The organism is Yimella radicis (genome assembly GCF_054778255.1).
The window spans coordinates 90,063-116,264 of record NZ_BAAGZR010000009.1 but is presented as its reverse complement, the minus strand read 5'-3'; the positions used below and the strand labels follow the sequence as shown (position 1 = coordinate 116,264).

General features: G+C 67.3%; 27 protein-coding genes. 20 read left to right on the top strand and 7 right to left on the bottom strand.

All coding sequences use genetic code 11. The features are described from left to right. Nucleotides 1–11: 11 nt before the first annotated feature. On the top strand, nucleotides 12–482 hold the full coding sequence (locus ACYU8W_RS07650; RefSeq protein WP_499467998.1) for a GNAT family N-acetyltransferase: 471 nt from the start codon (nucleotides 12–14) through the stop codon (nucleotides 480–482). Here ACYU8W_RS07650 and ACYU8W_RS07645 read toward each other — a convergent pair. Further along, nucleotides 466–900, bottom strand: a complete 435-nt coding sequence (locus ACYU8W_RS07645; protein ID WP_499467996.1) for a nitroreductase family deazaflavin-dependent oxidoreductase — start codon at nucleotides 898–900, stop codon at nucleotides 466–468. The genes ACYU8W_RS07650 and ACYU8W_RS07645 overlap by 17 nt on opposite strands. 118 nt (nucleotides 901–1,018) lie before the next feature. Between ACYU8W_RS07645 and ACYU8W_RS07640 the strand changes: the two genes are divergently transcribed. From ACYU8W_RS07640 to pdxS, 6 genes are all read left to right on the top strand, one after another. Beyond that, nucleotides 1,019–1,591 carry an HIT family protein gene (locus ACYU8W_RS07640; protein ID WP_425472332.1) on the top strand — a complete coding sequence of 191 codons (573 nt, stop codon included), beginning with the start codon at nucleotides 1,019–1,021 and terminating at the stop codon, nucleotides 1,589–1,591. 28 nt (nucleotides 1,592–1,619) lie between these two features. Further along, nucleotides 1,620–2,246 carry a phosphatidylinositol phosphate synthase gene (gene pgsA, locus ACYU8W_RS07635; protein ID WP_129623940.1) on the top strand — a complete coding sequence of 209 codons (627 nt, stop codon included), beginning with the start codon at nucleotides 1,620–1,622 and terminating at the stop codon, nucleotides 2,244–2,246. Then, a complete protein-coding gene (locus ACYU8W_RS07630; protein ID WP_499467994.1) occupies nucleotides 2,243–3,169 on the top strand; it encodes a phosphatidylinositol mannoside acyltransferase in 927 nt (308 codons plus the stop codon). Before pgsA ends, ACYU8W_RS07630 begins: the two co-directional genes overlap by 4 nt. Next, nucleotides 3,166–4,338: a glycosyltransferase family 4 protein gene (locus ACYU8W_RS07625; protein ID WP_499467992.1), complete on the top strand. Its 1,173-nt coding sequence runs from the start codon at nucleotides 3,166–3,168 to the stop codon at nucleotides 4,336–4,338. The genes ACYU8W_RS07630 and ACYU8W_RS07625 overlap by 4 nt, the downstream gene beginning before the upstream one ends. Further along, entirely contained in the window at nucleotides 4,338–4,916 is a 579-nt protein-coding gene (locus ACYU8W_RS07620; protein ID WP_499467990.1) for a hypothetical protein, read from the top strand. The genes ACYU8W_RS07625 and ACYU8W_RS07620 overlap by 1 nt, the downstream gene beginning before the upstream one ends. A 118-nt stretch (nucleotides 4,917–5,034) precedes the next feature. Further along, nucleotides 5,035–5,949, top strand: a complete 915-nt coding sequence (gene pdxS, locus ACYU8W_RS07615; protein ID WP_499467985.1) for a pyridoxal 5'-phosphate synthase lyase subunit PdxS — start codon at nucleotides 5,035–5,037, stop codon at nucleotides 5,947–5,949. 2 nt (nucleotides 5,950–5,951) lie between these two features. Here the strand turns inward: pdxS and ACYU8W_RS07610 are convergent, their stop codons facing one another. Further along, nucleotides 5,952–6,914 (bottom strand): GNAT family N-acetyltransferase, encoded by a 963-nt coding sequence (locus ACYU8W_RS07610; RefSeq protein WP_499467982.1) that lies wholly within the window; start codon nucleotides 6,912–6,914, stop codon nucleotides 5,952–5,954. A gap of 17 nt (nucleotides 6,915–6,931) precedes the next feature. Between ACYU8W_RS07610 and pdxT the strand changes: the two genes are divergently transcribed. Next, complete coding sequence (gene pdxT / locus ACYU8W_RS07605; RefSeq protein ID WP_499467978.1) at nucleotides 6,932–7,564, top strand: pyridoxal 5'-phosphate synthase glutaminase subunit PdxT; 633 nt, start codon at nucleotides 6,932–6,934, stop codon at nucleotides 7,562–7,564. 72 nt (nucleotides 7,565–7,636) lie between these two features. Here the strand turns inward: pdxT and ACYU8W_RS07600 are convergent, their stop codons facing one another. The 5 genes from ACYU8W_RS07600 to ACYU8W_RS07580 are packed head-to-tail and all read right to left on the bottom strand — an operon-like array spanning nucleotide 7,637 to nucleotide 12,696. Beyond that, entirely contained in the window at nucleotides 7,637–8,986 is a 1,350-nt protein-coding gene (locus ACYU8W_RS07600) for an ABC transporter substrate-binding protein (RefSeq protein WP_246092389.1), read from the bottom strand. Next, complete coding sequence (locus tag ACYU8W_RS07595) at nucleotides 8,983–10,200, bottom strand: branched-chain amino acid ABC transporter permease (protein WP_499467976.1); 1,218 nt, start codon at nucleotides 10,198–10,200, stop codon at nucleotides 8,983–8,985. The genes ACYU8W_RS07600 and ACYU8W_RS07595 overlap by 4 nt, the downstream gene beginning before the upstream one ends. Before the next feature lies 1 nt (nucleotide 10,201). Further along, nucleotides 10,202–11,080 (bottom strand): branched-chain amino acid ABC transporter permease, encoded by an 879-nt coding sequence (locus tag ACYU8W_RS07590; RefSeq protein WP_499467974.1) that lies wholly within the window; start codon nucleotides 11,078–11,080, stop codon nucleotides 10,202–10,204. Nucleotides 11,081–11,093: 13 nt separating this feature from the next. Further along, the gene (locus tag ACYU8W_RS07585; protein ID WP_129623932.1) at nucleotides 11,094–11,798 is read right to left on the bottom strand and encodes an ABC transporter ATP-binding protein; all 705 of its coding nucleotides are present in this window, start codon (nucleotides 11,796–11,798) and stop codon (nucleotides 11,094–11,096) included. Further along, nucleotides 11,791–12,696, bottom strand: coding sequence for an ABC transporter ATP-binding protein (locus tag ACYU8W_RS07580; RefSeq protein WP_499467972.1), 906 nt, complete (start codon nucleotides 12,694–12,696; stop codon nucleotides 11,791–11,793). Before ACYU8W_RS07580 ends, ACYU8W_RS07585 begins: the two co-directional genes overlap by 8 nt. A gap of 151 nt (nucleotides 12,697–12,847) precedes the next feature. Here ACYU8W_RS07580 and ACYU8W_RS07575 point away from each other — a divergent pair, with 151 nt between their 5' ends. The 12 genes from ACYU8W_RS07575 (at nucleotide 12,848) to ACYU8W_RS07520 (ending at nucleotide 26,195) form a co-directional block, all read left to right on the top strand. Beyond that, entirely contained in the window at nucleotides 12,848–14,122 is a 1,275-nt protein-coding gene (locus ACYU8W_RS07575) for a PucR family transcriptional regulator (protein ID WP_499467970.1), read from the top strand. A gap of 72 nt (nucleotides 14,123–14,194) precedes the next feature. Continuing rightward, nucleotides 14,195–14,953, top strand: coding sequence for a YebC/PmpR family DNA-binding transcriptional regulator (locus ACYU8W_RS07570; protein WP_499467969.1), 759 nt, complete (start codon nucleotides 14,195–14,197; stop codon nucleotides 14,951–14,953). Between the two features lie 75 nt (nucleotides 14,954–15,028). Beyond that, the gene (locus ACYU8W_RS07565; protein WP_499467967.1) at nucleotides 15,029–15,385 is read left to right on the top strand and encodes a hypothetical protein; all 357 of its coding nucleotides are present in this window, start codon (nucleotides 15,029–15,031) and stop codon (nucleotides 15,383–15,385) included. 60 nt (nucleotides 15,386–15,445) lie between these two features. Then, on the top strand, nucleotides 15,446–16,012 hold the full coding sequence (gene ruvC, locus ACYU8W_RS07560) for a crossover junction endodeoxyribonuclease RuvC (RefSeq protein WP_129623928.1): 567 nt from the start codon (nucleotides 15,446–15,448) through the stop codon (nucleotides 16,010–16,012). Then, nucleotides 16,009–16,614, top strand: a complete 606-nt coding sequence (gene ruvA, locus ACYU8W_RS07555; protein WP_499467965.1) for a Holliday junction branch migration protein RuvA — start codon at nucleotides 16,009–16,011, stop codon at nucleotides 16,612–16,614. The genes ruvC and ruvA overlap by 4 nt, the downstream gene beginning before the upstream one ends. Further along, a complete protein-coding gene (gene ruvB / locus ACYU8W_RS07550) occupies nucleotides 16,611–17,699 on the top strand; it encodes a Holliday junction branch migration DNA helicase RuvB (protein WP_499467963.1) in 1,089 nt (362 codons plus the stop codon). The genes ruvA and ruvB overlap by 4 nt, the downstream gene beginning before the upstream one ends. A gap of 181 nt (nucleotides 17,700–17,880) precedes the next feature. Continuing rightward, a complete protein-coding gene (gene yajC, locus ACYU8W_RS07545) occupies nucleotides 17,881–18,201 on the top strand; it encodes a preprotein translocase subunit YajC (RefSeq protein ID WP_499467961.1) in 321 nt (106 codons plus the stop codon). A 4-nt stretch (nucleotides 18,202–18,205) separates the two neighbouring features. Beyond that, nucleotides 18,206–20,197, top strand: a complete 1,992-nt coding sequence (gene secD, locus ACYU8W_RS07540; RefSeq protein WP_499467959.1) for a protein translocase subunit SecD — start codon at nucleotides 18,206–18,208, stop codon at nucleotides 20,195–20,197. Next, nucleotides 20,197–21,330 (top strand): protein translocase subunit SecF, encoded by a 1,134-nt coding sequence (gene secF / locus ACYU8W_RS07535; RefSeq protein ID WP_499467957.1) that lies wholly within the window; start codon nucleotides 20,197–20,199, stop codon nucleotides 21,328–21,330. The genes secD and secF overlap by 1 nt, the downstream gene beginning before the upstream one ends. Beyond that, nucleotides 21,327–21,848, top strand: coding sequence for an adenine phosphoribosyltransferase (locus ACYU8W_RS07530; protein ID WP_499467955.1), 522 nt, complete (start codon nucleotides 21,327–21,329; stop codon nucleotides 21,846–21,848). Before secF ends, ACYU8W_RS07530 begins: the two co-directional genes overlap by 4 nt. 46 nt (nucleotides 21,849–21,894) lie before the next feature. Next, nucleotides 21,895–24,186, top strand: coding sequence for a RelA/SpoT family protein (locus tag ACYU8W_RS07525; protein WP_499467953.1), 2,292 nt, complete (start codon nucleotides 21,895–21,897; stop codon nucleotides 24,184–24,186). Nucleotides 24,187–24,281: 95 nt separating this feature from the next. Then, on the top strand, nucleotides 24,282–26,195 hold the full coding sequence (locus ACYU8W_RS07520; protein ID WP_499467951.1) for an acyltransferase family protein: 1,914 nt from the start codon (nucleotides 24,282–24,284) through the stop codon (nucleotides 26,193–26,195). Nucleotides 26,196–26,202: the final 7 nt, after the last annotated feature.

Here is a 26,202-nt window from a genome sequence, read left to right as displayed (position 1 = left end):
TCGATGCCCAGGTGAGCAGAATCGTCCGCGCCGAGCGTGAACACGCCTTCATCCTCGGCGCGTTGACGCTGCAGGCCGATCTCGAGTACGGCGGGACGAATCGTCCCGGCTTCATCCCCGAGTTCGCGGACGCCTGGCTCGCCGAATTCGAATCGATGCCGACCTGGGTCGCGTTCTCTGACGACGGTTCTGCGGTCGGGTTCGTGCAGACCAGTTTCGTGCCGAAGCTGCCCAGCCTGTGCCGGCCGACCACGGGTTGGATCCACGTGAAGAACGTCTTCGTCACCCCGGCCGCTCGCGGGGAGGGTGTCGCCGAGCAGATGCTGCGCACGATGATCGCGTGGGGCGGTGCCAACCAGGTGGAGCGCTACCAACTCACCGCCCAGCCGAAAGCACGCTCTCTCTACGAAAGGCTCGGCTTCACCGCCCCCGACGAGCGACTGATGGAATTGCGTCCGGCAGCGGTCAGCTCGGCTCGATGAGGAAGACCGGGATCTCCCGGTCGGTCTTGGTCTGGTACTCGGCGTAGGGCGGAAAAGCAGCAACGGCGCGCTCCCACCATTCGTCCCGCTCGGCGCCCGAGATCCGCCGCGCGACACCGTCCAGGTGACGCGAGCCGTCCTGAACCTCGACGTCCGGGTTCGCGACGATGTTGTGATACCACGCCGGGTGCTCCGGAGCGCCACCCTTGGACGCCACCGCGGCGTAGACGCCGTCCTTCTCCACCCGCATCAGCGGAACCCGGCGCAGCAGACCCGACTTGTTGCCACGGATCGTGTAGACGACCACAGACATTCCCTGCACGTCGGCCACCTCTGTGGTGCCGGCATCCTCGATCGCGGCCAACTGCTGCGCGACCCATGGCGTCTTCTCCAGCGCGTACTCACCCTGCAACGGCATGACGAACTCCTTCGAACGTGTCGATCGGTACGTGCGGTGCAACCGTCCGCACCATGATGCATGGCAACGGCCGGTGCCACCGAGGCTATTCCAGATGGGGCCACTTAGGATCGACGCCGTGACCGATCCGACCGATCCGACCGACTCGACCGTGCAGTCCGAGAAACCCGACGACTTCGCCGGCTCGCCCGACGGTTTCGAGCGCCTGTGGACCCCGCACCGGATGGTCTACATCGAGGCAGACCGGCCGGCCGACCACGACGACGAAGCCTGCCCCTTCTGTGCGGCGCCGAAGAAGGACGATGCCGACGGGCTGATCGTGCACCGCGGCGAACGCTGCTTCGTGGTGATGAACCTGTTCCCGTACAACCCCGGTCACCTGCTGGTCTGCCCGTACCGACACGTGCCGCTGTACCTCGACCTCACCGACGAGGAGACGGCCGAGTTCACCAAGCTGACCAAGGAGGGCATCCGCGCGCTGCAGGCCGTGTCGGCGCCGATGGGTTTCAACCTCGGTATGAACCAGGGCGAGGTCGCCGGCGCCGGGGTGGCCGCTCACCTGCACCAGCACATCGTGCCGCGCTGGGGCGGCGACTCGAACTTCCTGCCGATCATCGCCCGGACCAAAGCGCTGCCCCAGCTGCTGGAGGACGCCAGGTCGCGGCTCGCCGAAGCATGGCCGAAGAACTGAACCGGTCGCTCGGTAACCTGGGACCACCATGCTGAACAAGTACGCCCGGGCGTTTTTCACAAAGGTCTTCACCCCTGTCGCCAAGCTCTTCCTCAAGATGGGGATCAGCCCCGACGTCGTGACGATCATCGGCACCCTCGGCGTCTGCTTCGGCGCGCTGGCGTTCTACCCGCGTCACGAATTCCTGATCGGGACGCTGGTCATCACCGCGTTCGTGTTCAGCGACACGATCGACGGTGTCATGGCTCGCATGTCCGGTCGCTCCAGCGTCTGGGGCGCCTACCTCGACTCGACCCTCGACCGGGTCGGCGACGCAGCCATCTTCGGAGCACTCGTCCTGTACTACGCCGGCGACCAGGGCCACAACATGCTGCTGGCCGGGCTCGCACTCGCCTGTCTGATCTTCGGCAGCGTGGTCTCCTACGCCAAGGCACGCGCCGAAGGCCTCGGTATGACGGCGAACGTCGGCATCGCCGAACGCGCCGAACGGCTGGTCGTCGTGCTGGTTGCCACCGGACTGTGCGGATGGTTCCTGCGGCCCTGGGAAACCTGGATCATGGGCGTCGTACTCGGCCTGCTCGCGCTGGCCAGCTTCATCACCGTGCTGCAGCGGATGCTCACCGTGCGTCAACAGGCGCTCGGCAAAGCTCTGTGAGTTTCGCCGATTCGCTGCAGGTCGCCGGGTTCCGGACGGCCTGGAAACTCGTCTGCAGACTGCCCGAGTCCGCGGCCTACGGACTCTTCGAACGTATCGCCGACGCCACCTACAAGCGCGGCGGCAAGTCGGTCGAGCGGATGCGGTCCAACTACGCCAGAGTTCGTCCCGAACTGTCCGATGGCGAGCTGGATGCATTGGTGCGCAACGGGATTCGTTCCTATATGCGGTACTGGTGCGACGCCTTCCGGCTCTCGGTGCACTCGCCCGAGGAACTCGCCGAGCGGATGCGGCTGACCGGCGCGGACGAGCAGGCCAGGGCGATCGTCGGGCGCGGCGAGCCGATCATCCTGTTCCTCGGCCACATGGGCAACTGGGACCTCGCCGGAGCCTGGTCGACCACCTACTTCGCGCCCGTGACGACCGTCGCCGAACGCCTCAAGCCCGAGGAACTGTTCGGGGAGTTCTTGGCCTTCCGGGAGTCCTTGGGCATGACGATCCTTCCGCTGACAGGGGGCGACAACACCTACGGACGCCTGGTCGATGCCCTCGACGCCGGCGGGTTCGTCCCGCTTCTGTCCGATCGAGACCTGACGTCCAACGGCGTCGAGGTGCGGTTGCTCGGCCACCGCATCAAGGCGGCCACCGGGCCGGCGCGATTGGCCCTCGACACAGGCGCCGCGCTGTTCCCGCTCGCGATCACCTACGAACCCGTACCGGGTCGGGCGGCGCAACGCGTGGTCGCGCACTTCGGCGACCGGGTGATCGTGCCGGACGGCGACCGGTCCGACCAGGTGCGTGCGATGACCCAGCAATGCGTGGACGCGCTCGGGGACGTGGTCAGGCAGCGCACCGAGGACTGGCACATGATGCAGCGCATCTTCCTCGACGACTTCGGCAGCGGCCTGCAGGAGCGGCGATGAGAATCGGGCTGGTCAGCCCGTACTCGTTCGACGTGCCGGGCGGCGTCCAGTTGCACGTGCGCGATCTTGCCGAATACCTCATCGGACGCGGTCACTACGTCGAGGTGCTCGCGCCGTCCGAACTCGACACCCCGTTGCCGCCGTACGTGGTGAGCGCGGGCAGCGCGCTTCCGGTGCCCTACAACGGCTCGGTTGCGCGGCTGACCTTCGGCCCGGTGACGGCGAGCCGCGTGACCCGCTGGATCGAACGCGGCCGCTTCGACGTGCTGCACGTGCACGAGCCGGTGAGTCCGAGCGTCTCCATGCTCGCGATGTGGGCCGCCGAAGGACCGATCGTGGCGACCTTCCACACCAGCAATACCAAGTCGCGGGCTCTGCTGGCTGTCAGCCCGATGCTCCAACCGGGCCTGGAGAAGCTCATGGGACGCATCGCGGTGTCGGCGGAAGCGCGCCGGTTCGTCCACGAACACATCGGCGGGGACGCGGTCATCATCCCGAACGGGGTGTACGTGGACCAGTTCGCGAACGCCCCGGTCAGTCCGGCCTGGCAGGGCACCGACGACCGTCCGACGCTGGCGTTCCTCGGGCGCATCGAGGAGCCGCGCAAGGGCCTGCACGTGCTGCTCGACGCCATGCCTGCGCTGCTGGCTGCGCGACCTGGGCTACGCCTCATCGTCGCCGGGCCGGGCGACCCCAAGCAGGTTCTCGAGGGACGCCCGCGCAACGTCATCGACGCCTGCGAGTTCCTCGGCCCCATCAGCGACGCCGACAAGCAGTCGTTCCTGCGGTCGGTCGACTGCTACATCGCGCCCAACACCGGCGGCGAGAGCTTCGGCATCATCCTGGTCGAGGCGATGAGTGCCGGCGCCGCCGTTGTCGCCAGTGACATCAGGGCCTTCCGCGCGGTGCTCGACGACGGCTGGGCGGGTGCGTTGTTCGCCAACGAGCAGCCGGGTGAACTCGCGGACGTCGTCCTCGAACTCCTCGCCAACGCGGCCGACCGATTGCAACTCGCGGCACAGGGGAGCAGACGTGCGCGTCGCTTCGACTGGTCGCGGGTCGCGTCCGACGTTTTCTCGGTGTACGAAACCGTTTGTGCAGCAACTGTTCCGGCAAGGATGGGCAGATCCGATGTCCGTCCGGTCCGTTGGTGGAGAGGTGAGAGCTGATGCGTGTGTGGTTCTGGGTCATGCTCGTCGTTGCGGTCCTCGCGCTCGTCGCCTGGTACCTCTCCTACACCGCGGCACGGTTGGACCGCTTGCACGCCAGGCTGGAGGGTTCGGTGTCCGCACTGGATGCCCAGTTGGTGCGCCGGGCCGAGGCGGTCATGGAACTCGCGCACTCCGGTGTACTCGATCCCGCAAGTTCGATGTTGCTCGCGCAAGCGGCCACCGGCTCGCTCGACTTCGCCGACGACGCCGAGGTGCACGACGAGGTGCGTGACTTCGGCATCGACCGGGAACGAGCCACCGCCGAGTCTGCGCTCAGCCAAACGCTGCGGCTCACGCTCACGCCGGACGCGGTCCGCGAGATCGAGACGCACAAGGGTGGGCACGCGTTGACGCAGCGGGTGCAGCAGGCGGGCCAGCGTGTCGTCCTGGCTCGTGCGTTCCACGACGACGCAGTACGCGCCGTGCGTCGGGTGCGGGCACAGCCGCCGGTCCGTGCCTTCCGGCTCGCCGGCCGCACCACCATGCCGCGGGTCGTCGACTTCGACTCCGACCCTGCGGCCATCGACAGCTTCTGAGCTGTCTGGACGCTGCCTTGGCAGCAAGGTGCCATATCCGACGATGTGGCTCGAAGTGGACTCCGCACGGGTCTAGCCTTCGAGCAACACCACCGAGGTTCGAACGAGGAGTTCCGCCGTGACCCAAATCGCCGACCACACCACCGATTTCACGCGCACCGGCACCGCTCGCGTCAAACGCGGCATGGCCGAGATGCTCAAGGGCGGCGTGATCATGGATGTCGTCACCCCCGAACAGGCGAGGATCGCCGAGGATGCGGGAGCCGTGGCGGTGATGGCGTTGGAGCGCGTTCCCGCCGACATTCGCGCCCAGGGCGGTGTCTCCCGGATGAGCGACCCGGACATGATCGACGCAATCATCGAGGCTGTCTCCATCCCGGTCATGGCGAAAGCACGGATCGGTCACTTCGTCGAGGCGCAGGTGCTGCAGAGCCTCGGCGTGGACTACATCGACGAGTCCGAGGTGCTCACCCCGGCCGACTACGCCAACCACATCGACAAGTGGGAGTTCACCGTCCCCTTCGTCTGCGGCGCCACCAACCTCGGCGAGGCGTTGCGCCGTATCACCGAGGGTGCGGCGATGATCCGCTCCAAGGGTGAGGCCGGCACCGGCGACGTCTCCAACGCGACCACGCACATGCGTCAGATCCGCCAGGAGCTGCGTCGGTTGCAGAACCTGCCCGAGGACGAGCTGTACGTCGCCGCCAAGGAACTGCAGGCACCGTACGAGCTGGTCAAGGAGGTGGCCGAGCTCGGCAAGCTGCCCGTCGTCCTGTTCACCGCCGGAGGTATCGCCACCCCGGCCGACGCCGCGATGATGATGCAACTGGGCGCGGAAGGCGTCTTCGTCGGGTCGGGAATCTTCAAGAGCGGCAATCCCGCCGAGCGGGCAGCCGCGATCGTGAAGGCGACCACCTTCCATGACGACCCGGACGTCATCGCCAAGGTCTCGCGCGGCCTCGGGGAAGCCATGGTCGGCATCAATGTCGATGACATCCCGGCGCCGCACCGATTGGCCGAACGGGGCTGGTAGTCCTAGCTGATCCGGATGGCGCCGGCGGGCAGGTCTACCGTCAGGCGGCCGCCGTACGTCAGACCGGTGATGCGCGGCATGAGCAACTCAATGACTGAATCCGGTTGGAAATGATCGGGTTTGGTCTCCGGGTGCGGCCAATAGAGGTAGCCCCCGAACCGCTGATCACCGTTCAGTGCAGAACACCGAACGAGCGAGAAGGTCTCCGCGTCATGCTGATCGGTCCATGCGAGGCGCGCCAGCGTGATGGTCGGGCGGACCATCTGCACGGTGGCAGCGTCGAGCGAGAGATTGATCGTGGCGGGCTCGAGCCCGGCGAGGTCGACGCCGCGCGCGGTGAAGGGGGGCGTCTGGGCGGCGATCGTTCCACCCGGATGTCTCGCGTCGCGGCCGGTGCCGGAGGCAACCCCATGACCTCGAACGACCGTGCCGGACAACAGAATTCGACCGATATCGTCGGGGAGATCGAAGAACTGGACATCAGGCGCCCAGTCGGGCAACCATTCGGGACGGCTGTGGCCGAGGAATCGCCAGCCCCGGTGTCGATAGACCGCGGTGGCGCTCGACCTGCTCTGGGTGACGTCGAGTACAGGAGTCAGACCTCGGGCACGGATCTCGGCGACAGCGGTGTCCATCAGTCGTCCACCGACCCCGAGTCCGGCAGCCTCCGGTCCGACGAAAAGCACCGAGAGACAACCCAGCGCTTCGATCGGCCGGCCGGTTCCGCGCGACCAGAACGCCCCGTCCGGGTTGTCGCTCACCCGGGTGACAGACACGTGGCCCACGACCCGATCGTCGATCTGCGCGACGAAGGCAACCAACTCGGTGTCACGGACGATGAACTGCTCAGGCGGGAACGGCAGTGGCCAGCGCAGGGGGTACTCGGAGACCGGTTGCTGGGTGCGCAGCTGCTCGACCAGCTGCGGCAGGTCCGACTCGAGGCGAGGACGGATGATCACGGACACCACAGGAGGCTAACCAAGTGACCGCTGCATCGGTGCCGGATGCTCGGCAGGTTACCGTCGGCGTCCTGGCTCTGCAGGGCGATGTCCGTGAACACCTGCACGCTCTGCGCACAGCGGGAGTCGCCACGGTCGCGGTGCGACGGCCCGCCGAACTCGACGCAGTCGACGGTCTTGTGCTGCCCGGTGGCGAGTCGACGACGATCGACAAGCTGCTGCGCATCTTCGACCTGCGGGATCCGATCCGCGAGCGCATCGCACAGGGGATGCCGGTCTACGGATCGTGTGCCGGGATGATCCTGCTGGCTGACTCGATCGTCGGTGGCACCGCCGACCAGGAGACTCTCGGCGGTATGACGATCACGGTGCGCCGCAACGCTTTCGGCCGACAAAGGGACTCGTTCGAGTGCGACCTGCCAATGCCTGCGCTCGGTGACGTCCCGGTGCACGCCGTGTTCATCCGAGCGCCATGGGTCGAAGCCACGGACGACGCCGTGAAGGTTCTCGCCCGGGTCCCGCAGGGTCATGGTGCGGCGTCGGGGCGAGCGGTCGCGGTGCGCCAGGACAACCTGCTCGCCACCTCGTTCCATCCTGAGGTCACCGGTGACCACCGCCTGCACGCCTACTTCGCCGACATGGTCCGGCACACCTGAGGCCGGACGCAGGAATGCCGCGGACGAACGTCCGCGGCATTCCTCAACTGATCGACGATCAGGACAGCGAGATCACTCGGTGGCCTTGATGTCGTCCGGCAGACCGGACGCGTTCGGCGCCTGAGCGGCCGTCCCGGCGTCCGGCTTGATCGCCGCGTCACCCAGGTCGGTGACCATCGGAGACTGCAGACCCTTGCCGATGCCGTTCTGGATCTCGACGACCTCGACACCGGAGATACCGAGGTGGCTGTCGGCCGAGTAACGGAAGGGCAGCTTCTGCGGGCCCTTCCACTTCGCGCCGTTCTGCTCGATCGCCTTGACGATGCCTTCACGGGTCAACTTCTTGCCCGAGGCCTGCAGCGCCGAGACGAACGCGTACGCCTGGGACATGCCGTAGATGCGGTAGTTGGTCAGTTCGCCCTTGCCGCCGGACTCCTTCCAGACCTTCTGCCACAGCTTGACCCACGGGTCGTCGGCCGAGTCGACACCCGGGATGTACTCGGTCGTCATGATGCCGTCGAGAGCCGAGCTGCCGTTCTTCACGCTGCCCTTGGAGAACTTCGCGAGCAACTCCCCGACGAGCTTCGGGTCGGATCCGACATTGGTGTAGAACCACTTCGGCTTGTAGTTCAGCTTCATCGCGGTGAGCTGGCTGAGGGCGGTGTAGGACGGGACGTTGAAGCCCACGATGAGGTCGGCCTTGGACGCCTGCAGCGCGGCGATCTGCGGCGCGACGTCCGTGTTACCCGTCGTGTACTTGACCTCCTTGACGACCTGCCCACCGGCGAACTGCTTCAGGCCCTTGGCCCCGTCGGCGCCGAGATCGTCGTCCTGGAGGTAGAGGCCGATCTTGGCGTTCGGCATCTTCTCCTTGATGTACTTACCGATGATCTTGCCCTCGATCTCGTAGTCCGGCTGCCAGCCGAACGTCATCGGGCGCTTCTTCGGGTCGTCACCCCACTTGATCGACCCCGAGGAGACGAACAGGTCGGGCACCTTCTCACTGTTGAGGAAGTCGACGACCGCCGAGTGGGTGGGGGTGCCGAGACCACCGACGACCGCGAAGACCTTGTCCTTCTGCACCAGCTCGTTGACGGCCTGTGTGGTGTTGGTGGGGATGTACCCGTCGTCCTTGACGACGTACTGGATCTTGCGCCCGTGAATGCCGCCCTTGGAGTTGACGTAGTCGAAGTACGCCTTCGCGCCCGACGGAATCTCGCTGTAGCCGGGTGCGGCGACGCCGGTGAGCGGGTAGTGCGCACCGATCTTGACCGTGGTGTCGGTGATGCCGGTCGTGGAACCGGCGGACCCGCCGTCCTCGGAAGCCTTGTCGTCGCGGCCGCCTGCGCCGCAAGCGGCGAGCAGAACGGTGCTGAGCGCCATGCTCACGACGACCGTGCCCTTCTTGGACCTTCTCATCATTGGTGCCTCCTCGGCGGTTGTTCCTCGCGGGCGAGGTCAGTGGTGGGTATTGCGGTGTGCGGTGCGCGGGAGGCCGGCGCCGCTCCGGGAGCTGATGAGTGCTTCCCGGTGTCCTGGGGGTGGGCCGAGTCGGCTTCCACGGTCGGGCTGTCCGCGGCTGCGCCGGGACCACCGCCACGACCCGGACGTCGAGCCCACAGTTTCCTGATGCCGCCGACGATTCCGCCGGGCATGAGCAGAATGACCAACATCGTGGTCAGACCGATGATCAACGGTGCGAGCTGAGCCGCCTGGATGTCGGTCAGACCGGCCGAAGTGCCCGCGTTCGTCGCGAAGTTGGGCAGCAGGGCCAGCAATCCGGAACCGAGCAGGGCTCCTGTCAGACTGCCCAGACCGCCGAGCACGACCGCGCTGAGCAGGGTGAGCGACAGTGTCAACGAGAACGATCCGGGAGCCGCCAGCCGGTTGGCGAGGGCGAGCAGAGCGCCCGCGATTCCGGCGCACGCCGCACTGACGACGAACGCGATGACCCGATCGCGGCCGAGGTTGATCCCGGCCAGGGACGCGGCGACCTCGTCGTCACGCACTGCACGCCAGCGTCGTCCGACCCGGCTGGAGGAGAGGTTCGCCAGCAGGATGTAGACGAAGATCAGCAGGAACCACCCCGAGTAGGCGACCCATTCCGACGGTGTGGTCTGCGTGCCGGTCAGGAAGTAAAGCGCGTCGTCGGCGAGTTTCGGTACCTCGGGCACCATCACGCTGAGGCCCTGTTCACCGCCGAGCGTCTCGGAGAAATGCAGCGCCAGAGCGGGCACGGCAACCGCGAGCGCGAGCGTGGCACCGGCGATGTACGGACCGTGCAGACGAGCAGCGGCGACCCCCACCACGGCGCCGATCACGGTGGCGGCCAGTGCCGAGAGCGCGATGATCAACAGCGTCGGCAGGGCGCCTTCGCGATCCTGCAGCAACAAGGCCGTGGTGTACGCGCCGATCGCCATGAACGCGCCGTGACCCAGGGAGAGTTGACCGTTCAGGCCGGTGAGGATCGTCAGACCGCCGGCCGCTATGGCGTAGTACGCCATCATCGCCAGCTGTCCCTGCCGGAACGGGTCGACCGATTCCATGACGAGGATGACGAGGGCCGCGGCCAGCAGGCCGAGGAGCAGGTGCCGGAGCAAGGGATTGCCCCGGACGGTTGTCACTGCGGAACGCATGTCAGACCTTCCGCTCGGAGGTGTGGGAGAACAAGCCGCCGGGCCGCACCAGCAGGACCAGGACCAGGATGACGAGGGCGGCGAAGGAGACCAGCCCGGAGCCGAGGTATCCGGAGACGAGGCTGAGGCTGAGCCCGATGATCATGCCGCCGGCGACGGCACCGAACGGACTGTCGAGGCCGCCGATCACAGCCGCCACGAAGCCGAAGACGACGACCGAGTCCATGTAGCCGGGGTGCACCAGGTTGCCTCCCGCGATCAGCAGGCCGGACAGTGAACCGACCAGTGCGGCGAGCGCCCAGCCGAGCGTCAGCATCGTGCTCACCCGGACGCCGAGCAGGCGGGCCACCTCGGGGTTGAACGCGGAGGCGCGCATCTGCAGACCGATGTCGGTCTTCTGGAAGAGCACGAGCAGCAACAGCATCACCGCGAACACCGCGAGGATGGTGAAGATGCCGAACGGGGTGATCGCCAGGCTCGTGCCGCCCACGGTGACGCCGCGGACTCCGAAGGCCGCCGGGAAGGACTTGTAGTCGCTGCCGAAGATGAGCGCCGCCGCCGAGTGCAGCACGATGAACAGACCGAGGGTCAGGATCACCGCGTTGATGTCGGACTTGCCTTCGACCGGGCGGACGATCACTCGTTCGACGAACGCGCCGAGCAGGAAGCCCGCGACCAGCGCCGCGATGAAGGCGATCCAGTAGTTCATCCCGCGTTCGATGAGGTTCATCGCGACGTAGGTGGTGACCATGGCCATCGGTGCCTGCGCGAAGTTGACGATACGGGTGGAGCGCCAGATGAGCACCAGTGCCAGCGCGAACGCCGAGTACACGGCACCCATGGTGATGCCGTTGAGGATGGTTGTGACGAACTGTTGCACGACGGTTCCCTTCTCAGAACCCGAGGTAGGCGTGGCGTAGACCCTCGTCCGCCGCGAGAGCGTGCGCCTCCTGGGTCGTGACGACCTTGCCGAGGTTGAGGACGACGCCGAGGTCGGCAATGGACAGCGCGCTGCGCGCGTTCTGCTCGACCAACAGGACCGACAGGCCTTGTTCGTCGACGAGCGTGCGCACCAGGTCGAAGATCTGCGCCACGATGCGCGGCGCAAGGCCGAGCGAGGGTTCGTCCAGCAGCAGCACCTTCGGGGTGGCCATCAGCGCTCGCGCGATGACCAGCATCTGGCGCTCGCCACCGGACAGCGTCCCGGCGAAGGCCGAGCGCCGGTCGGCGAGCTTGGGGAACATCTCCCAGACGCGATCCATGGAGACGGGGTCACCGTTTCTGGCGCGTCCCAGTTCACCCAGCCGGAGATTCTCGGTCACGGTGAGTTCGGTGATCACTCCGCGGCCCTCGGGGACGTGGGTGAGGCCGAGGCGGGACATGCGTTCGGGTGCCGCGTGCGTGATGTCAGCGCCGTCGAGGGTCACCGTGCCGGACTGCGGACGGATCAGGCCGGACACGGTGCGCAGCAGTGTGGTCTTGCCGGCGCCGTTGGCGCCCAGCACGGCGGTGATCGTGCGGTCGGGCACCTCGAAGGAGACGCCCTGCAGGGCCTTCACCGGTCCGTAGGAGGCAGAGAGTTCCGAGACCTCAAGCACGTCGGTCTCCGTTCGCGTCGTCACGGTCGAGGGAACGGTTCGGGTCGCGGTCGTCGGCGTCGTCGTCGATCTCACCGTCGTCGTGGGTCACCTCGTTGCCGAGGTAGGCGGCGAGGACGGCCGGGTCCTCCCGGACCTCGTCCGGTGTGCCGCGAGCGATGACCCGGCCGAAGTCGAGCACCGTGATCCGGCTGCACACCCGCATGACCAGATCCATGTGGTGCTCCACGAGCATCACCGACACCCGGTCGGACAGCCCGAGGATGATGTCGCCGAGCTCGGTCATCTCCGACTCGGACAGGCCGGACGCCGGCTCGTCCAGCAGCAGCAACTCCGGCTCGCTGACCAGGGCGCGTGCCAGGGCCACACGCTTGCGGATCGGGTAGGGGAGGCTGGCCGGTGAACGGTCGGCGTATCCCTCGATGTCGAGTTGACGCAGCACTTCGAGGCTGCGCTCGCGCAGTGCCTTCTCGTCGCCGGTGCTGCGCGGGATCGCCAGCAGACCCGACCAGAATCCGGCCCGGCCGTGACGGTCGGCTCCGACCATCACGTTTTCAAGCACGCTGATGCCGTCGAACAGGCCGAGACCCTGCAGGGTGCGGGCGATGCCGTGGCGGGCCAGGTGGTGGGGCCGCAGGCCGTTGAGCTGCTCGCCCTTCCAGGTGATCGTGCCGGAGGACGGTTGCACGAAGCCGCAGGCGACGTTGAACAACGTGGTCTTGCCGGCGCCGTTCGGACCGATCACGCCGTGGACCTCGCTCGGACGGACCTCGAGACCGACGCTGTCGAGCGCGACGATGCCGCCGAAGCGAACGGTGATGTCCTGCAGCGTGAGCATGGTCGTGGGCGAGGCGAGGGCTGCGCGGTCTGGTGCACCGTCTGGTGCAGATGCGCTCACTTGGACTCCTGGGGTGGAAGTGCGGGTGACCCAACTTTGGACGCTACGCACAAGAAGGGATATGGGCGCAGCGCACAATATCTGTGGTGCAGGCGGTCATCCTGGGGATCTGCCACTAGCGCTTTTTGTGCGCCGGTGTCATTCTCGGCCCATGGCCGCGCCCACCGAGTCGAGTCTGTCGACCTCCCGGCACGAGATTCCCGCCGCCCAGCGGGAGGCGATCCGGCGTGCGTGGGCGAGCATGCTCGACGACGCCGAGATCATCGCGGACGCGATCACTCTCGAACTGTTCGGGCGCGACGAGGCCTATTACCAGCAGGTGACCAGCGAACTGCGTGAGGAGGTTCGCACCAGCACCCGCCGCCACGTCCGGGCCGGATTGCTCACGATGGCCGGCCTGGCAGCCCCGGACGATCGCGCGATCCACGTCTGGCGCGAAACCGGGCGCCGGCGCGCACAACAGGGCGTGCCACTGGAACAAGTGTTGAACGCCTACAGCTACGGCGCGAGAGCCCTGTGGGAGACCGTGCTGCTCCAGGGTTCCGGCACCGTGCGCGAGGTGAGCGCGGAGACGCTCATCCTGATGGGACAACAGTTGTGGAGCGCGCTCGACGTGCAGAACGCAACCGCCTGCGAGTCCTACCGTCGCGAGGAAGCGCTGCTGCAACGGCGGGACCTGCAACGCCAGCTCACCGTGCTGGACGGGCTGGTCCAGGGACGTGGGTCCGAGCCTGACTTCGCCTCGGAGGCCCGCCAGGTACTGAGCGTCGGTATCGACGAGGACCTGCTCGCGATCAGCTGCATCAACGACGACGAGGCCGATCAGCCCACCCGGTGGGCCGAGGAACGCCTGGAGCAGATCGGGGTCCAGTCGCACTGGCTCCAACTCGGCGCGCAGACCGTGGGGCTGATCGACCTCGCCGGTCGTGACCCGGCGCCGGTCATCGACCATCTCCAAGTTGAGGCGCGGGGGCGGGCCGCCGTCGCGCTGTGCAGCGACGGTCTGAAGGGTTTCGCGGTCGCGCGACAGCTGGCCTCGCGGGCCGCGTCCTCGCTGCCCCGTGGCAGTCGCGAGGTGGTCGACGTCCGGGATCGTCTGCCGGAGATTCTGCTCACCGGTAGCCCGGAGGCAACCGTGCTCCTGGTCCAGGAGACGCTCGGGCGTCTGAACCAGCAGCCCGACTCGACGCGCCAGATGTTGCTGGAAACCCTCGGCGCGTTGCTGCGGCACGGGGGCTCACCGACCCACGCCGCCCAGGAACTGTTCTGTCACCGCAACACCGTCATCTACCGCCTCAAGCAGATCGAGAACCTCACCGGGCGCTCGCTGACGCAGCCGCGGGATCGGTTGATGCTGTCGCTGGCCATCATCGCCTTGCGCGCCGGAGGAGACGGGGAGAGCGCGCCGTCGTCCGTCGGCGCCTGACGCCCGTCCGGTCAATTAGGATGGCCGACGGCCTGTGGGCCGAAGCGAACGTACGAGTGTGTAGAGGGAGACATGAGCGGTCACTCCAAATGGGCGACGACCAAGCACAAGAAGGCTGCGATCGACGCCAAGCGGGGCAAGCTCTTCGCAAAGCTCATCAAGAACATCGAGGTGGCCGCGCGTCAGGGCGGCGGTGACCCCGCCGGTAACCCCACGCTGTACGACGCCATCCAGAAGGCCAAGAAGTCGTCGGTGCCCAACGACAACATCGACCGCGCCGTCAAGCGTGGTTCGGGCGCCGAGGCGGGCGCCGCCGAGTACATGAGCCTGATGTACGAGGGTTACGCACCCGGCGGAGTCGCGCTGCTCATCGAGTGCCTGACCGACAACAAGAACCGCGCCGTGGCTGAGGTGCGCACCGCGCTGCAGAAGAACGGCGGCTCGATGGCCGACTCCGGCTCGGTCGCCTTCCAGTTCCATCGCAAGGGTGTCGTCATCGTCCCGAAGGGCGACAACACCGAGGACGACCTGCTCGAGATCGTGCTCGACGCCGGCGCCGAGGAGATCAACGACCACGGCGAATCGTTCGAGATCGTCTCCGAGGCAAGCGATTTCGTTGCCGTGCGTGAGGCGCTGCAAGCGGCCGGTGTCGACTATGACTCCGCCGAGTCGTCCTGGCTGCCGACCGTCGAGGTGCCGCTCGACAAAGAAGACGCCAAGAAGATGTTCCGCGTCATCGAGGCGCTCGAGGACTCCGACGACGTGCAGAACGTGTTCGCCAACGGTGACGTGTCGGACGAGGTGCTCGCCGAACTCGACGCCGAGGACTGATCCCGTTCCACCTCGAACTCGACCCGGCAGACTCGCTCCGCCGGGTCGAGTCGTTTCTTCCTCGATGATGGGTCGGTGCCCGGACTGCTGACCCTGAACCTCTCCAATCCGTCGCGCGTGAAGGCGCAGGCACTCCTGCACTGGCTGTGGCCGCGCGCAGAAGACGTGTGGGTGCTGACCGAGATCGGCGGCGACGAGGGGTCACGGTTGATCGAGGCCGTCTGCCGCCAGGCTGGGTACTCGGTCACGTCGTCGGACGTGATCACACCGGACTCGGCTGCCGATACGACCACGCGTTCGTCACCGAAGGCTTCGTCGTCCGGCGATGCGACCTCGATCAGACACCGCGGATCGAGGGGCACACCGATCATGCGGCGCTCGTGCTCGATGTCCGATGCACCCGGCTCATCCCAGTCCGGCGCGCCTGCGTGAATCGCCCCGCCGGTACGGGTTAACGTTCCTGGAACCGAACATTTGTGCGAGGAGTGGACTGTGCGTGTACTCGGCGTCGACCCGGGGCTGACCCGGTGCGGCATCGGAGTGGTCGACGGCGGCATCGGGCAACCGGTGCGGCTCGTGGGCGTCGGCGTGATCCGTACGCCCGTCGGCGACGACCCGGCCGAGCGACTGCTCACCCTGCAGACCGAACTCGACCAGTGGTTGTCCGACTACGAACCGGACGTGGTCGCGGTCGAGCGGGTCTTCGCCAAGGCGAACATCAAAGGGATCATGGGCACCGCGCAGGCGTCCGCCGTGCCGATGCTCGCCGCCGCGCGTCGCGGGTTGCCGTTGGTGATGCACACACCCAGTGAGGTGAAGGCGTCCGTCACCGGCAACGGCCGGGCCGACAAGGCCCAGGTCACTTCGATGGTGACCCGTATCCTGCGGCTCGAGGTCGCGCCCAAACCGGCGGACGCCGCGGACGCACTCGCTCTCGCGATCTGCCATGTCTGGCGCGGGGGTGCGCAGGCACGCATTGCGAACGCCGCTGCTGCACAACGAAACTCACGACCGAAAGAGGCTCCGTTGGTCCGGGCGTCAAACAGGTACGCGCGATGATTTCTTCCATCCGCGGCAGCGTGTTGAGTGCCGGTCTCGACAATGTCGTCGTCGAGGTCGGGGGAGTGGGCCTGCTCGTTCACACCACGCCCGCGCATGCAGCGTCAGCGCGCGCCGGCACCGAAGCGACCTTCTTCACCACGCTGGTCGTGCGCGAGGACTCCCTGACGTTGTACGGGTTCGGCGACGACTCCGAACGCAAGCTGTTCGAACTGGTCCAGACCGTCAGCGGCGTCGGTCCCCGGCTCGCACTGGCGATGCTCGCCGTGCACGCACCGGATGCCCTACGCGGGGCGATCGCCGGTGGGGATGTGCCCACGCTGATGAAGGTGCCCGGTATCGGCAAGAAGGGCGCCGAGCGCATCGTGCTGGAACTCAAGGACAAGGTCGGTGCCCTCACCGGCGGCGGGTCTTCCTCGTTGCCGCAGCCGCAGGTGCCTGCCGCCGACGAGACGCAACAACAGGTCGTCGATGCGCTCGTCGGCCTCGGCTGGTCGACCAAACAGGCGCAGGACGCCGTCGCCAAGGTCACCAAGGCCGACGACGCCCCCACGGATGTCTCGCAACTGCTGCGAGTGACCCTTCGTAGCCTGGGCCGATGAGCGAGTACGACGACTCCTCCTACGAGGCCGGCGCCCGCATCGTCGACCCCGGCGTCGCACCCGATGAACGCCACTTCGAGGCGGCACTGCGTCCGAGGCGGTTGGCGGAGTTCCCCGGCCAGCCACGGGTCAGCGAGCAACTCGGACTCGTGCTCGCGGCGGCGAAGCGTCGTGGCACGACGCCCGACCACGTCCTGCTGTCCGGTCCGCCCGGCCTCGGCAAGACCAGCCTGGCGATTATCATCGCCGCCGAACTCGAGCAGCCGATCCGCATCACCAGCGGCCCCGCCATCCAGCACGCCGGTGACCTGGCGGCGATCCTGTCCTCGCTGGCCGAGGGCGAGGTGCTCTTCCTCGACGAGATCCACCGTATGGCCCGTGCGGCCGAGGAGATGTTGTACCTGGCGATGGAAGACTTCCGCGTCGATGTCATCGTCGGCAAGGGCCCTGGCGCAACGGCGATCCCGCTCGAACTGCCGCCGTTCACGGTGGTCGGTGCGACCACCCGGGCCGGTCTGCTGCCGGCCCCGTTGCGAGACCGCTTCGGCTTCACCGGACACCTGGACTTCTACACACCCGAGGATCTCGCGGCCATCCTGCACCGCAGTGCCGGTCTGCTCGGGGTCGACGCCACCCGGCAGGGCATCGCCGAGATCGCCGGACGCTCCCGCGGCACACCCCGTATCGCCAACCGGCTGCTGCGGCGGGTGCGCGACTATGCGCAGATCCATGGCAGCGAGGTCGTCGATCAACCGTCCGCCATGGCTGCGTTGAAGCTGTTCGACGTCGACGAGAAGGGCCTTGACCGGCTCGACCGCGGCGTCCTGGAGACGTTGTGCAAGCGGTTCGGCGGGGGACCGGTCGGGCTCACGACCCTCGCGGTGGCCGTCGGCGAGGAACCCGACACCGTCGAGACGGTCGCCGAGCCGTACCTGGTGCGTGAGGGTTATCTGTTGCGCACACCGCGCGGACGTGCCGCGACGGCGCAGGCGTGGGCGCACCTCGGGCTGACGCCGCCCAAGGATGCCGGAACGTGGGCGACGCAGTTGTCGTTGCCTGAGGGTGAAGGTCGTTTCTCGGACTGAACATTCCGATCCATCCGCCGGGTATTGCTCGAACTCGGGCATGACACGCCTCACACCCGAAGTTGGGGCAGCCGCACACCTGACTTAGACTCACCCGTCGGCGTACGCGTCCGATCGCACCGGCGAAGCACAACCGTCCGGGCCGTCGCCACATCTATCGATCGCAGGGAGCACCACTCACATGCACGCACTCGTCGCCGAGACCGGCACTCAGAACTCGGGCGGCATGGTCTTGTTGCTGCTGCCGCTGGCGCTGCTCGCCGTGATGTTCTGGTTCAGCCGTCGCCGGCAGAAGCAGTTCGCGCAGGCGCAGTCGCAGATCACGGTAGGCGACGAAGTCACCACCACGTCCGGCCTGTACGGCCGTCTGGTCGCCGTGGACGACCAGACCGCAACGCTCGAGGTCGCCGACGGTGTCCAACTTCGTTTCGACCGCCGGGCGGTCGTGCCGCGCAGCATGGTCATTGAGGCGACCCCCGAATCCAACGACAAGAAGGCCTGAGTTCGTGGCAACCCGTGCAACCCGTGCTCGTCGTGCACCGGCTTCCAAACCGAAGCGCACGCTGATCCTGCTCTTCTTGATCATCGCCGCGCTCTTCGGCGGCATCGCGGCGACCACCGTCTGGGCCAAGCCGGCCGGACAATGGACCCCGAAGCTCGGCCTCGATCTCGAAGGTGGCCGCCAGGTCGTCCTCGAGCCGGTGCTCGGACGCGGCCAGCAGGTCAGTTCGGGCCAGGTGAACCAGGCGGTGAACATCATCCGCCAGCGCGTCGACGGCACGGGCGTCGCCGAGGCGGAGGTCAGCACCCTGGGTGACCGCAGCATCGTGGTGGCGATCCCGGGCAACCCGTCCAAGGAGATCCTCGACTCTCTCGCGCAGTCCTCCAAGCTGACGATCCGTCCGGTCATCGCCACGACCCCGCCGGTGGCGGATGCCGCTGCAACGGCGAAGCCGTCGACCAGCAGCGCGCCCTCGACTCCGTCCGGCTCGCCCTCGACCGCTCCGGCCAAGCCGAGCACGAGCGCTCCGGCCAAGCCGAGCACCTCTGCACCGGCAGCATCGACCTCTGCGAACGCTCCGTTCCCCGAGGCGTACGCCAAGGCCGCACCGAGCACTCCGGCGCCGAGCACTCCTGTGACCTCCAAGCCTGCGACCTCCAAGCCTGCGACCACGTCGAAGACCGCCGCGACTACGCCCGCTGCTCCGGCCGACCCGGTTCCCGCGCAGCCGACACTGCCCGGTGCCGAAGACGCCGGCATCCCGGCCACGCCCAGCGACCCGCAGTGGGGCGCCAAGCCGGTCGCCGACATCTGGGTGACCAACGGGCTGGCCAAGAAGGGCACTACTTACCAGCAGTTGATGTCGCAGTTCAGCTGCCGCAACACCGATCCGAAGAAGGGCCCCACCGCGGCGAAGTTCCGTGAGATCTCCGCGCAGGCGCCCGAGGACGAGCCCTCCGTCGCGTGTGCCAAGGAGGGCAACGAGGTTCTGCTGATGGGTCCGGTCGAGGTCGACGGTTCCACCATCACCGACGCTTCCTTCGGCCAGCGCACCAACCAGCAGGGCATCGCCACCGGTGAGGTCGCGGTCAACCTGGAGTTCAACGAAGAGGGCAAGAAGGCCTTCGGCGACATGACCCGTCGTCTGTCCTCCCTGCAGCAGGACCAGAACCGCTCCGCGATCAACGTCGACGGGGTCGTCATCTCCGCTCCCGGTACGAACGGCCCGATCGTCGACGGCCGCGCCGAGATCAGCGGAGGCTTCACCTCCGACAGCGCGAAGACCCTCGCCGATCAACTCAAGTTCGGCGCGCTGCCGTTCAGCTTCAAGGAACTCACCTCCGACCAGATCAGCCCGCAGCTGGGCACCGACCAGTTGCAGAAGGGACTCATCGCCGGCGCGATCGGTCTGCTCCTGGTGGTCCTCTACTCGCTGTTCCAGTACCGCGCGCTCGGCCTGGTGACCGTGGCCTCGCTGATCGTGGCCGGTCTGCTCACCTACGGTGCGGTCACCTTCCTGGGCTACGCGAACAACTTCCGTCTGACCATGGCCGGCATCACCGGCCTCATCGTCGCGATCGGTATCACCGCTGACTCCTTCATCGTCTACTTCGAACGAGTCAGGGACGAAGTCAGATCCGGAAGACCATTGCGTGCCGCCGTCGAGACGGGTTGGGCCCGTGCCCGCCGCACGATCCTGATCTCCGACGCGATGAACTTCATCGCCGCCGCGGTGCTGTACGTGTTGTCCGAATCCAGCGTGAAGGCGTTCGCGTTCACCCTCGGTGTCACAACCCTGATCGACCTGCTGGTCGTCGTGATGTTCACCCACCCGGTGCTGTCGCTGCTGGCCCGCACCAAGTTCTTCGGCGACGGACACAAGTGGTCCGGCTTCGACCCCGAGCGCCTGGGCGCCAAGGGAGCCACCTACGCCGGGCGCGGACGCGTCACGATCGCCGATCGCAAGGCCGCTGCGGCCGAAGGAGGAATGCTCTGATGGCGAGCTTCGCGCAGTTCGGTAACGACCTCTACACCGGACGCCGTCAGTTCGACTTCGTCGGACGCCGCAAGACCTGGTACGTCATCTCCGCGATCCTTCTCGTCGTCGCGGCCGCCGGCCTGCTCGGCCGGGGTCTGAACCTCGGCCTGGAGTTCAAGGGCGGCTCGGAGCTTCGCGTCCAGGGCGTCACCCAGATGGACAACTACGAGGAGCGCGCCAAGGACGCCGTGAGTTCCGCCACCGGTGCCAACGACTCGCTCAACGTCACCAAACTGGGTGACAACCAGGTGCGCATCCAGGCCAAGAAACTCGGCGACAACTCGGCCGCGACGACCGACAAGGTCTCGAACGCGCTGGCCGAGGAGTTCGGTGTCCCGGCCACCTCCATCGACAGTTCGTACATCGGACCGTCCTGGGGTGAGACCGTCACCCGCAAGGCCCTGATCGCGTTGATCGTCTTCCTGGTGCTGGTGTCCGTCGTGCTCGCGATCTACTTCCGCACGTGGGCGATGGCGGTCGCCGCGCTGGTCGCGTTGCTGCACGACCTCGCGTTCACCGTCGGCATTTACGCGCTGTCCGGGTTCGAGGTCTCGCCGGCCACGATGATCGGCTTCCTGACGATCCTCGGTTACTCGATCTACGACACCGTCGTCGTGTTCGACAAGGTGCGTGAGAACGTCGACGAGGCGCACGCCACCGGTAAGCGGTCCTACGCTCAGGCCGCCAACTACGCCGTCAACCAGACGCTCGTCCGTTCGATCAACACCTCGGTCGTCGCGTTGCTGCCGATCCTGGCGTTGCTGGTCGTCGGATTCACCATGCTCGGCCCGGGCACCCTGCTCGACCTCGCGCTGGTGCTGTTCATCGGCATCGCCGTCGGCACGTACTCCTCGATCTTCATCGCCACCCCGCTGCTGGTGTCGCTGCGCAACCGTGAGCCCGCCAACAAGGAACTGGCCCGGCGCGCGGCGCAGTACCAGGAAGCGACCGGAGCCGACCACGCAGGCACCGCCGAGACCTCGTCCGGCGTCGTCGACCCGGAGCGGGAGAAGGAACTCGTCGCCGCCCGCAAGGAACGCACCGCCCGTAAGCGTGAGGTGCACCCGTGGGCCACGAAGGACGACGCGTGAGCAACGCCTCGCAGGTGCTCCTGGAGCGCGTGCGCGACATCCCCGACTTCCCCCGGCCGGGCGTCTTGTTCAAGGACCTCAACCCGCTGTTCGCGGACCCCGACGCGTTCGCTCTCGTGCTCGGCGAGGTGGCGTCCGGCTGGGAGGGCACGATCGACCTGGTCGCCGGCATCGAGGCTCGCGGCTTCGTCGTGGGCGCTCCGCTGGCCCAGCGGATGGGCGTGGGTTTCCTGCCGGTGCGCAAGGCCGGCAAGTTGCCGGGGGAGACGATCGGCCAGACGTACGACCTGGAGTACGGCACCGCCACCATCGAGATCCCGGCCGACGCGTGCGAGGGCAAGCGCGTGCTGTTGGTCGACGACGTGCTGGCCACCGGGGGCACCGCCGCCGCTGCGGTCTCGCTGCTGGAACGGGCGGGCGCGGCGGTCGTCGGAATCGAGTTCCTGCTCGAGGTCGGGTTCCTGGAGGGGCGCCGACTGCTGGAGGGTCACGAGGTCTCGGTCGTCGCGACCGTGTGACGGCACGGCGGTCAGTTCTGCCGCGCTGCGGCACTAAGATCAATTCATGGTCGAGCAGGAGCGTTCGGGGTCGCGGGTCAGGGCCCGTCTGGTGCGGCTGGGCGCCCCGCGCACACCGCAGCACAAGGTGCTCGGCCCGCTGCTGCGCACCGTCCGTGCCTCTCACCCCAAGGCCGATGTCACGCTGCTGGAACGCGCGTATGCCGTGGCCGAACACGCCCACCGCGGGCAGACCCGCAAGTCCGGCGACCCGTACATCACCCACCCGCTCGCGGTCACCACGATCCTGGCCGAACTCGGCATGCAGCCGGCCGTGCTCGCCGCCGCGCTGCTGCACGACACCGTCGAGGACACCGACTACTCGCTGACCCAGTTGCGCGAGGACTTCGGCGAGGAGATCGCCCTCCTGGTCGACGGCGTCACCAAGCTCGACAAGATGAAGTACGGCGACGCGGCGCAGGCCGAGACCGTCCGCAAGATGGTCGTCGCGATGGCCAAGGACATCCGGGTGCTGGTCATCAAACTCGCCGACCGGCTGCACAACGCGCGCACCTGGCGTTACGTGTCGGTGGAGTCGGCGACCCGTAAGGCCAACGAGACGCTCGAGATCTACGCTCCGCTCGCGCATCGACTGGGCATGAACACCATCAAGTGGGAGTTGGAAGACCTCTGCTTCGCGGTGCTGCACCCCAAGCTGTACGACGAGATCGCCCGGTTGGTGGCCGACGCCGCACCCGCGCGCGAGCAGTATCTGCAGGGTTTCCGCGAACAGGTCAGTACCGACCTCAAGGCGGCGCGGATCGACGCGACGGTCACCAGTCGGCCCAAGCACTACTACTCGGTCTACCAGAAGATGATCGTGCGCGGCCGGGAGTTCAAGGACATCTACGACCTGGTCGCGGTGCGCATCCTGGTCGACTCGGTGCGCGACTGTTACGCGGTGCTCGGCACCCTGCACACCAGGTGGAGCCCGGTGCCGGGGCGGTTCAAGGACTACATCGCCACCCCGAAGATGAACATGTACCAGTCGTTGCACACGACGATCATCGGGCCCGACGGCAAGTCGGTGGAGATTCAGATCCGCACCCACGCGATGCACCACCGGGCAGAGTACGGCGTCGCGGCGCACTGGAAATACAAGGACGATGCGAAGTCGGCTGCTGCGCCGGTCCCGGCGGCGTCCGACGGCGGGCAGCTCGATGAAATGGCCTGGTTCCGCCAGTTGCTGGAATGGCAGCGCGAGACCGCCGACCCCGATGAGTTCCTCGACAACCTGCGCTTCGATGTCGGCAGTCAGGAGGTCTACGTCTTCACGCCCAAGGGTGAGGTCGTCGGTCTACCCGTCGGGTCGACCCCCGTCGACTTCGCCTACGCGGTGCACACCGAGGTCGGTCACCACACGATCGGGGCCCGGATCAACGGACGGCTCGCGCCGCTGGAGTCGCCGGTCGAGAACGGCGATGTCATCGAGGTGCTCACCAGCAAGGCCGACGGCGCCGGGCCCAGTCGTGACTGGCTGGGCTTCGTCGCCAGCCCGCGCGCCCGAAGCAAGATCCGCCAGTGGTTCTCCCGCGAACGTCGCGAGGAAGCGATCGACTCCGGCAAGGAACAGCTGACCAAGGCGCTGCGCAAACAGGGTCAGGGCATCGCGCGATTGACCAATGTCGACACCATGGCCAAGGTCGCGACCGGTCTGCACTACCAGGACGTCGACTCGCTGTACGCCGCGATCGGCGACAACCACGTCTCCGCCGAACACGTCTCCAAGCTGCTGCGCGAGGCCGTCGGTCCGGACGAGCCGGAGCCGCAGGAGACTCCCGAGAGCGCTCCGATCATCACCCGCGCCGAGACGCGGCGGCGTGCGGGCGATCCGGGAGTCACGGTCGTGGGCACCGACGACGTCTGGGTGAAGCTGGCCCGGTGCTGCACCCCGATGCCCGGCGACGACATTCTCGGTTTCGTGACCACCGGTCATGGCGTGTCCGTGCACCGCGACGACTGCACGAACGCCGCCCAGTTGAAGTCCCAGCCGGATCGGCTGGTCGAGGTCGCGTGGGCGCCGTCCGCGGCGAGCGTGTTCATGGTGCAGTTGCAGGTCGAGGCGCTCGACCGCAAGGGCCTGCTCTCCGACGTGACCCGGGTGCTGTCCGAACAGCACGTCAACATCCTGTCGGCGAACCTGTCGACCGCGAACAATCGCGTCGCCGTCTCCCGGTTCACCTTCGAGATGGGCGATGCCGGCTACCTCGACCACGTGATCCGGGCAGTGCGCAAGGTGGACGGCGTGTTCGACGTATACCGGCTCACCGGCTCCGGTCAGCGCGTCGGCGCCTCCTGACCCCGACCCGTCTTGAACGGGCGTCCATCACGGTTTGATCTCGTGGGCCGCGTCACCCGTGACGACTCACCCCTGGGTGTAGTGCCATGGTGCCCATGCGTGACGAGGGGGGCGTGCGCGCCGACGAGCAACCGCCGGCTGCGCGTAAGCATGTCGGGGGACTGGACGGACTGCGAGCGATAGCAGTCGTCGCAGTCATTCTCTACCACCTCGAACTGCCCTGGGCCGCAGGCGGATTCCTCGGGGTGGACATCTTCTTCGTGATCAGCGGCTACCTGATCACCTCGCAATTGTGGGCCCGGGCATCTATAACCGGCGGCGGAGTCGATCTGCGTCGGTTCTGGGCGGCGCGTGCACGCCGGCTCATCCCGGCACTGGTCGTCGTCCTGCTCGCCACCACGCTCGCGCAGCTCGCCGCCGGACGCGATCAGCTCACCAGCTACCTAGGTGACCTCGGTGCGGCCGCGACGTACACCTCCAACTGGTGGTACGTGCTGCACGAACGCTCCTATTTCGAGGCGTTCGGTCGACCGCCGGCCCTGCAGCACCTGTGGTCGCTGGCGGTGGAGGAGCAGTTCTACGTCGTCTGGCCGTTGGTGGTCGCGCTCATCGCGTTCGTGTTCCGTCGTCCGCATGCGCGCAGGTTCGCGATGCTCGCGGTGTGCGTCCTGGGCGCGGCCGCGTCGATGCTGGTGATGGGCGTGGGCACGCTGCGTTCCGGCGCGCCGCTCGCAGCGGACGCCTCACGCTTCTACTTCGGCACCGACTCGCACAGCGCCGGTCTACTGGTCGGTGCCGCCCTTGCGGTGTGGCGCGGCGGCGCCGGTTTCGGCGGACCTGCGCTGCGTCCGGCCACCGTTCGGTCGACGCTTGCCGGAGTCGTGGCGCTCGGTGCCCTGCTGTGGTCGCTGTGGGCGGTGCACTCATGGTCGGTTGCGTTGTACCGCTGGGGTTTCGCGGCTCTCGCTCTGCTCACGGCCGTTCTCGTCGCGGCTGCCACTCGTCCCGGTGTGCTGGGCCGAGTGCTCGACCTCGAACCCCTCGCTGCGATCGGACGCCGGTCCTACGGCCTCTACCTGTGGCACTGGCCGGTCTTCGTCTTCACCCGTCCCGAACTCGACGTGCCGCTGACCGGAGGTGCGAACATCGCCCTCAAGCTCGGGCTGACGTTCGTGCTGTCGGAGTTGTCGTACCAACTGGTCGAACAACCCGTCCGTCGCCTGGGGCTGCGTGGTGGCTGGCGATCGCTGCGCTCTCACTCGATCGGACGCATCGCGCGTCCGGCGCTGGTGTGCACGCTCGTCGCGGTCTTCGCATCGACCGGTGCCGTCGCCGCGATGAGCCCGCAGCCGAAGACCGCGGCGAAAGCTGCCGTCACCGCGGCTGTCGAGGAGCCTGCTCCGCCGTCGTTCGCCGTCCCGTCTGCGACGCCGTCAGCAACGAGCGACCGACCGACCGGTTCCGCCCCTTCGGCGCCGTCCCTGACCGCATCGCCGACGTCGTCAACCAGCAGTTCACCGACTCCGTCCTTCGACGGTCGCACATCGGACATGACTATGACCGTGTTCGGTGACTCGTTCGCGATCGGTGCCGCCAACGGGTTGCACCGGCGGTTCAAGACGGCGACCCTGCACGCCAAGGAAGGTGAGCAGGGGTTCGTCGCTGTGTCCGAACTCGACCGGTTGGCGCCGTCCCTGACCACGGACATCGTCCTCATCCATGTCGGCAACAACGGTGTCATCGACGAGGTCGCGCTGGCCGCCGCCATCGCGAAGATCCCGACGCACAGCGTCGTGGTACTCGGGCTTCCTCGCGTGCCTCGGTTCTGGCAGAACGAGGTGCTCAAGCAGTTGCGCTCGGTCGCCGCTCGCTCACCGCGAGTGAAGGTGGCTGACTGGTACTCCCTGGCCAACCCGCACGACGACTGGTTCGTCGACGGAGTTCACCCGAACGGCAACGGAGTTCGCGAGTACGGCAACTTGATCCAGCGCACCGTCCTCGGCGAGTAGAACCGAA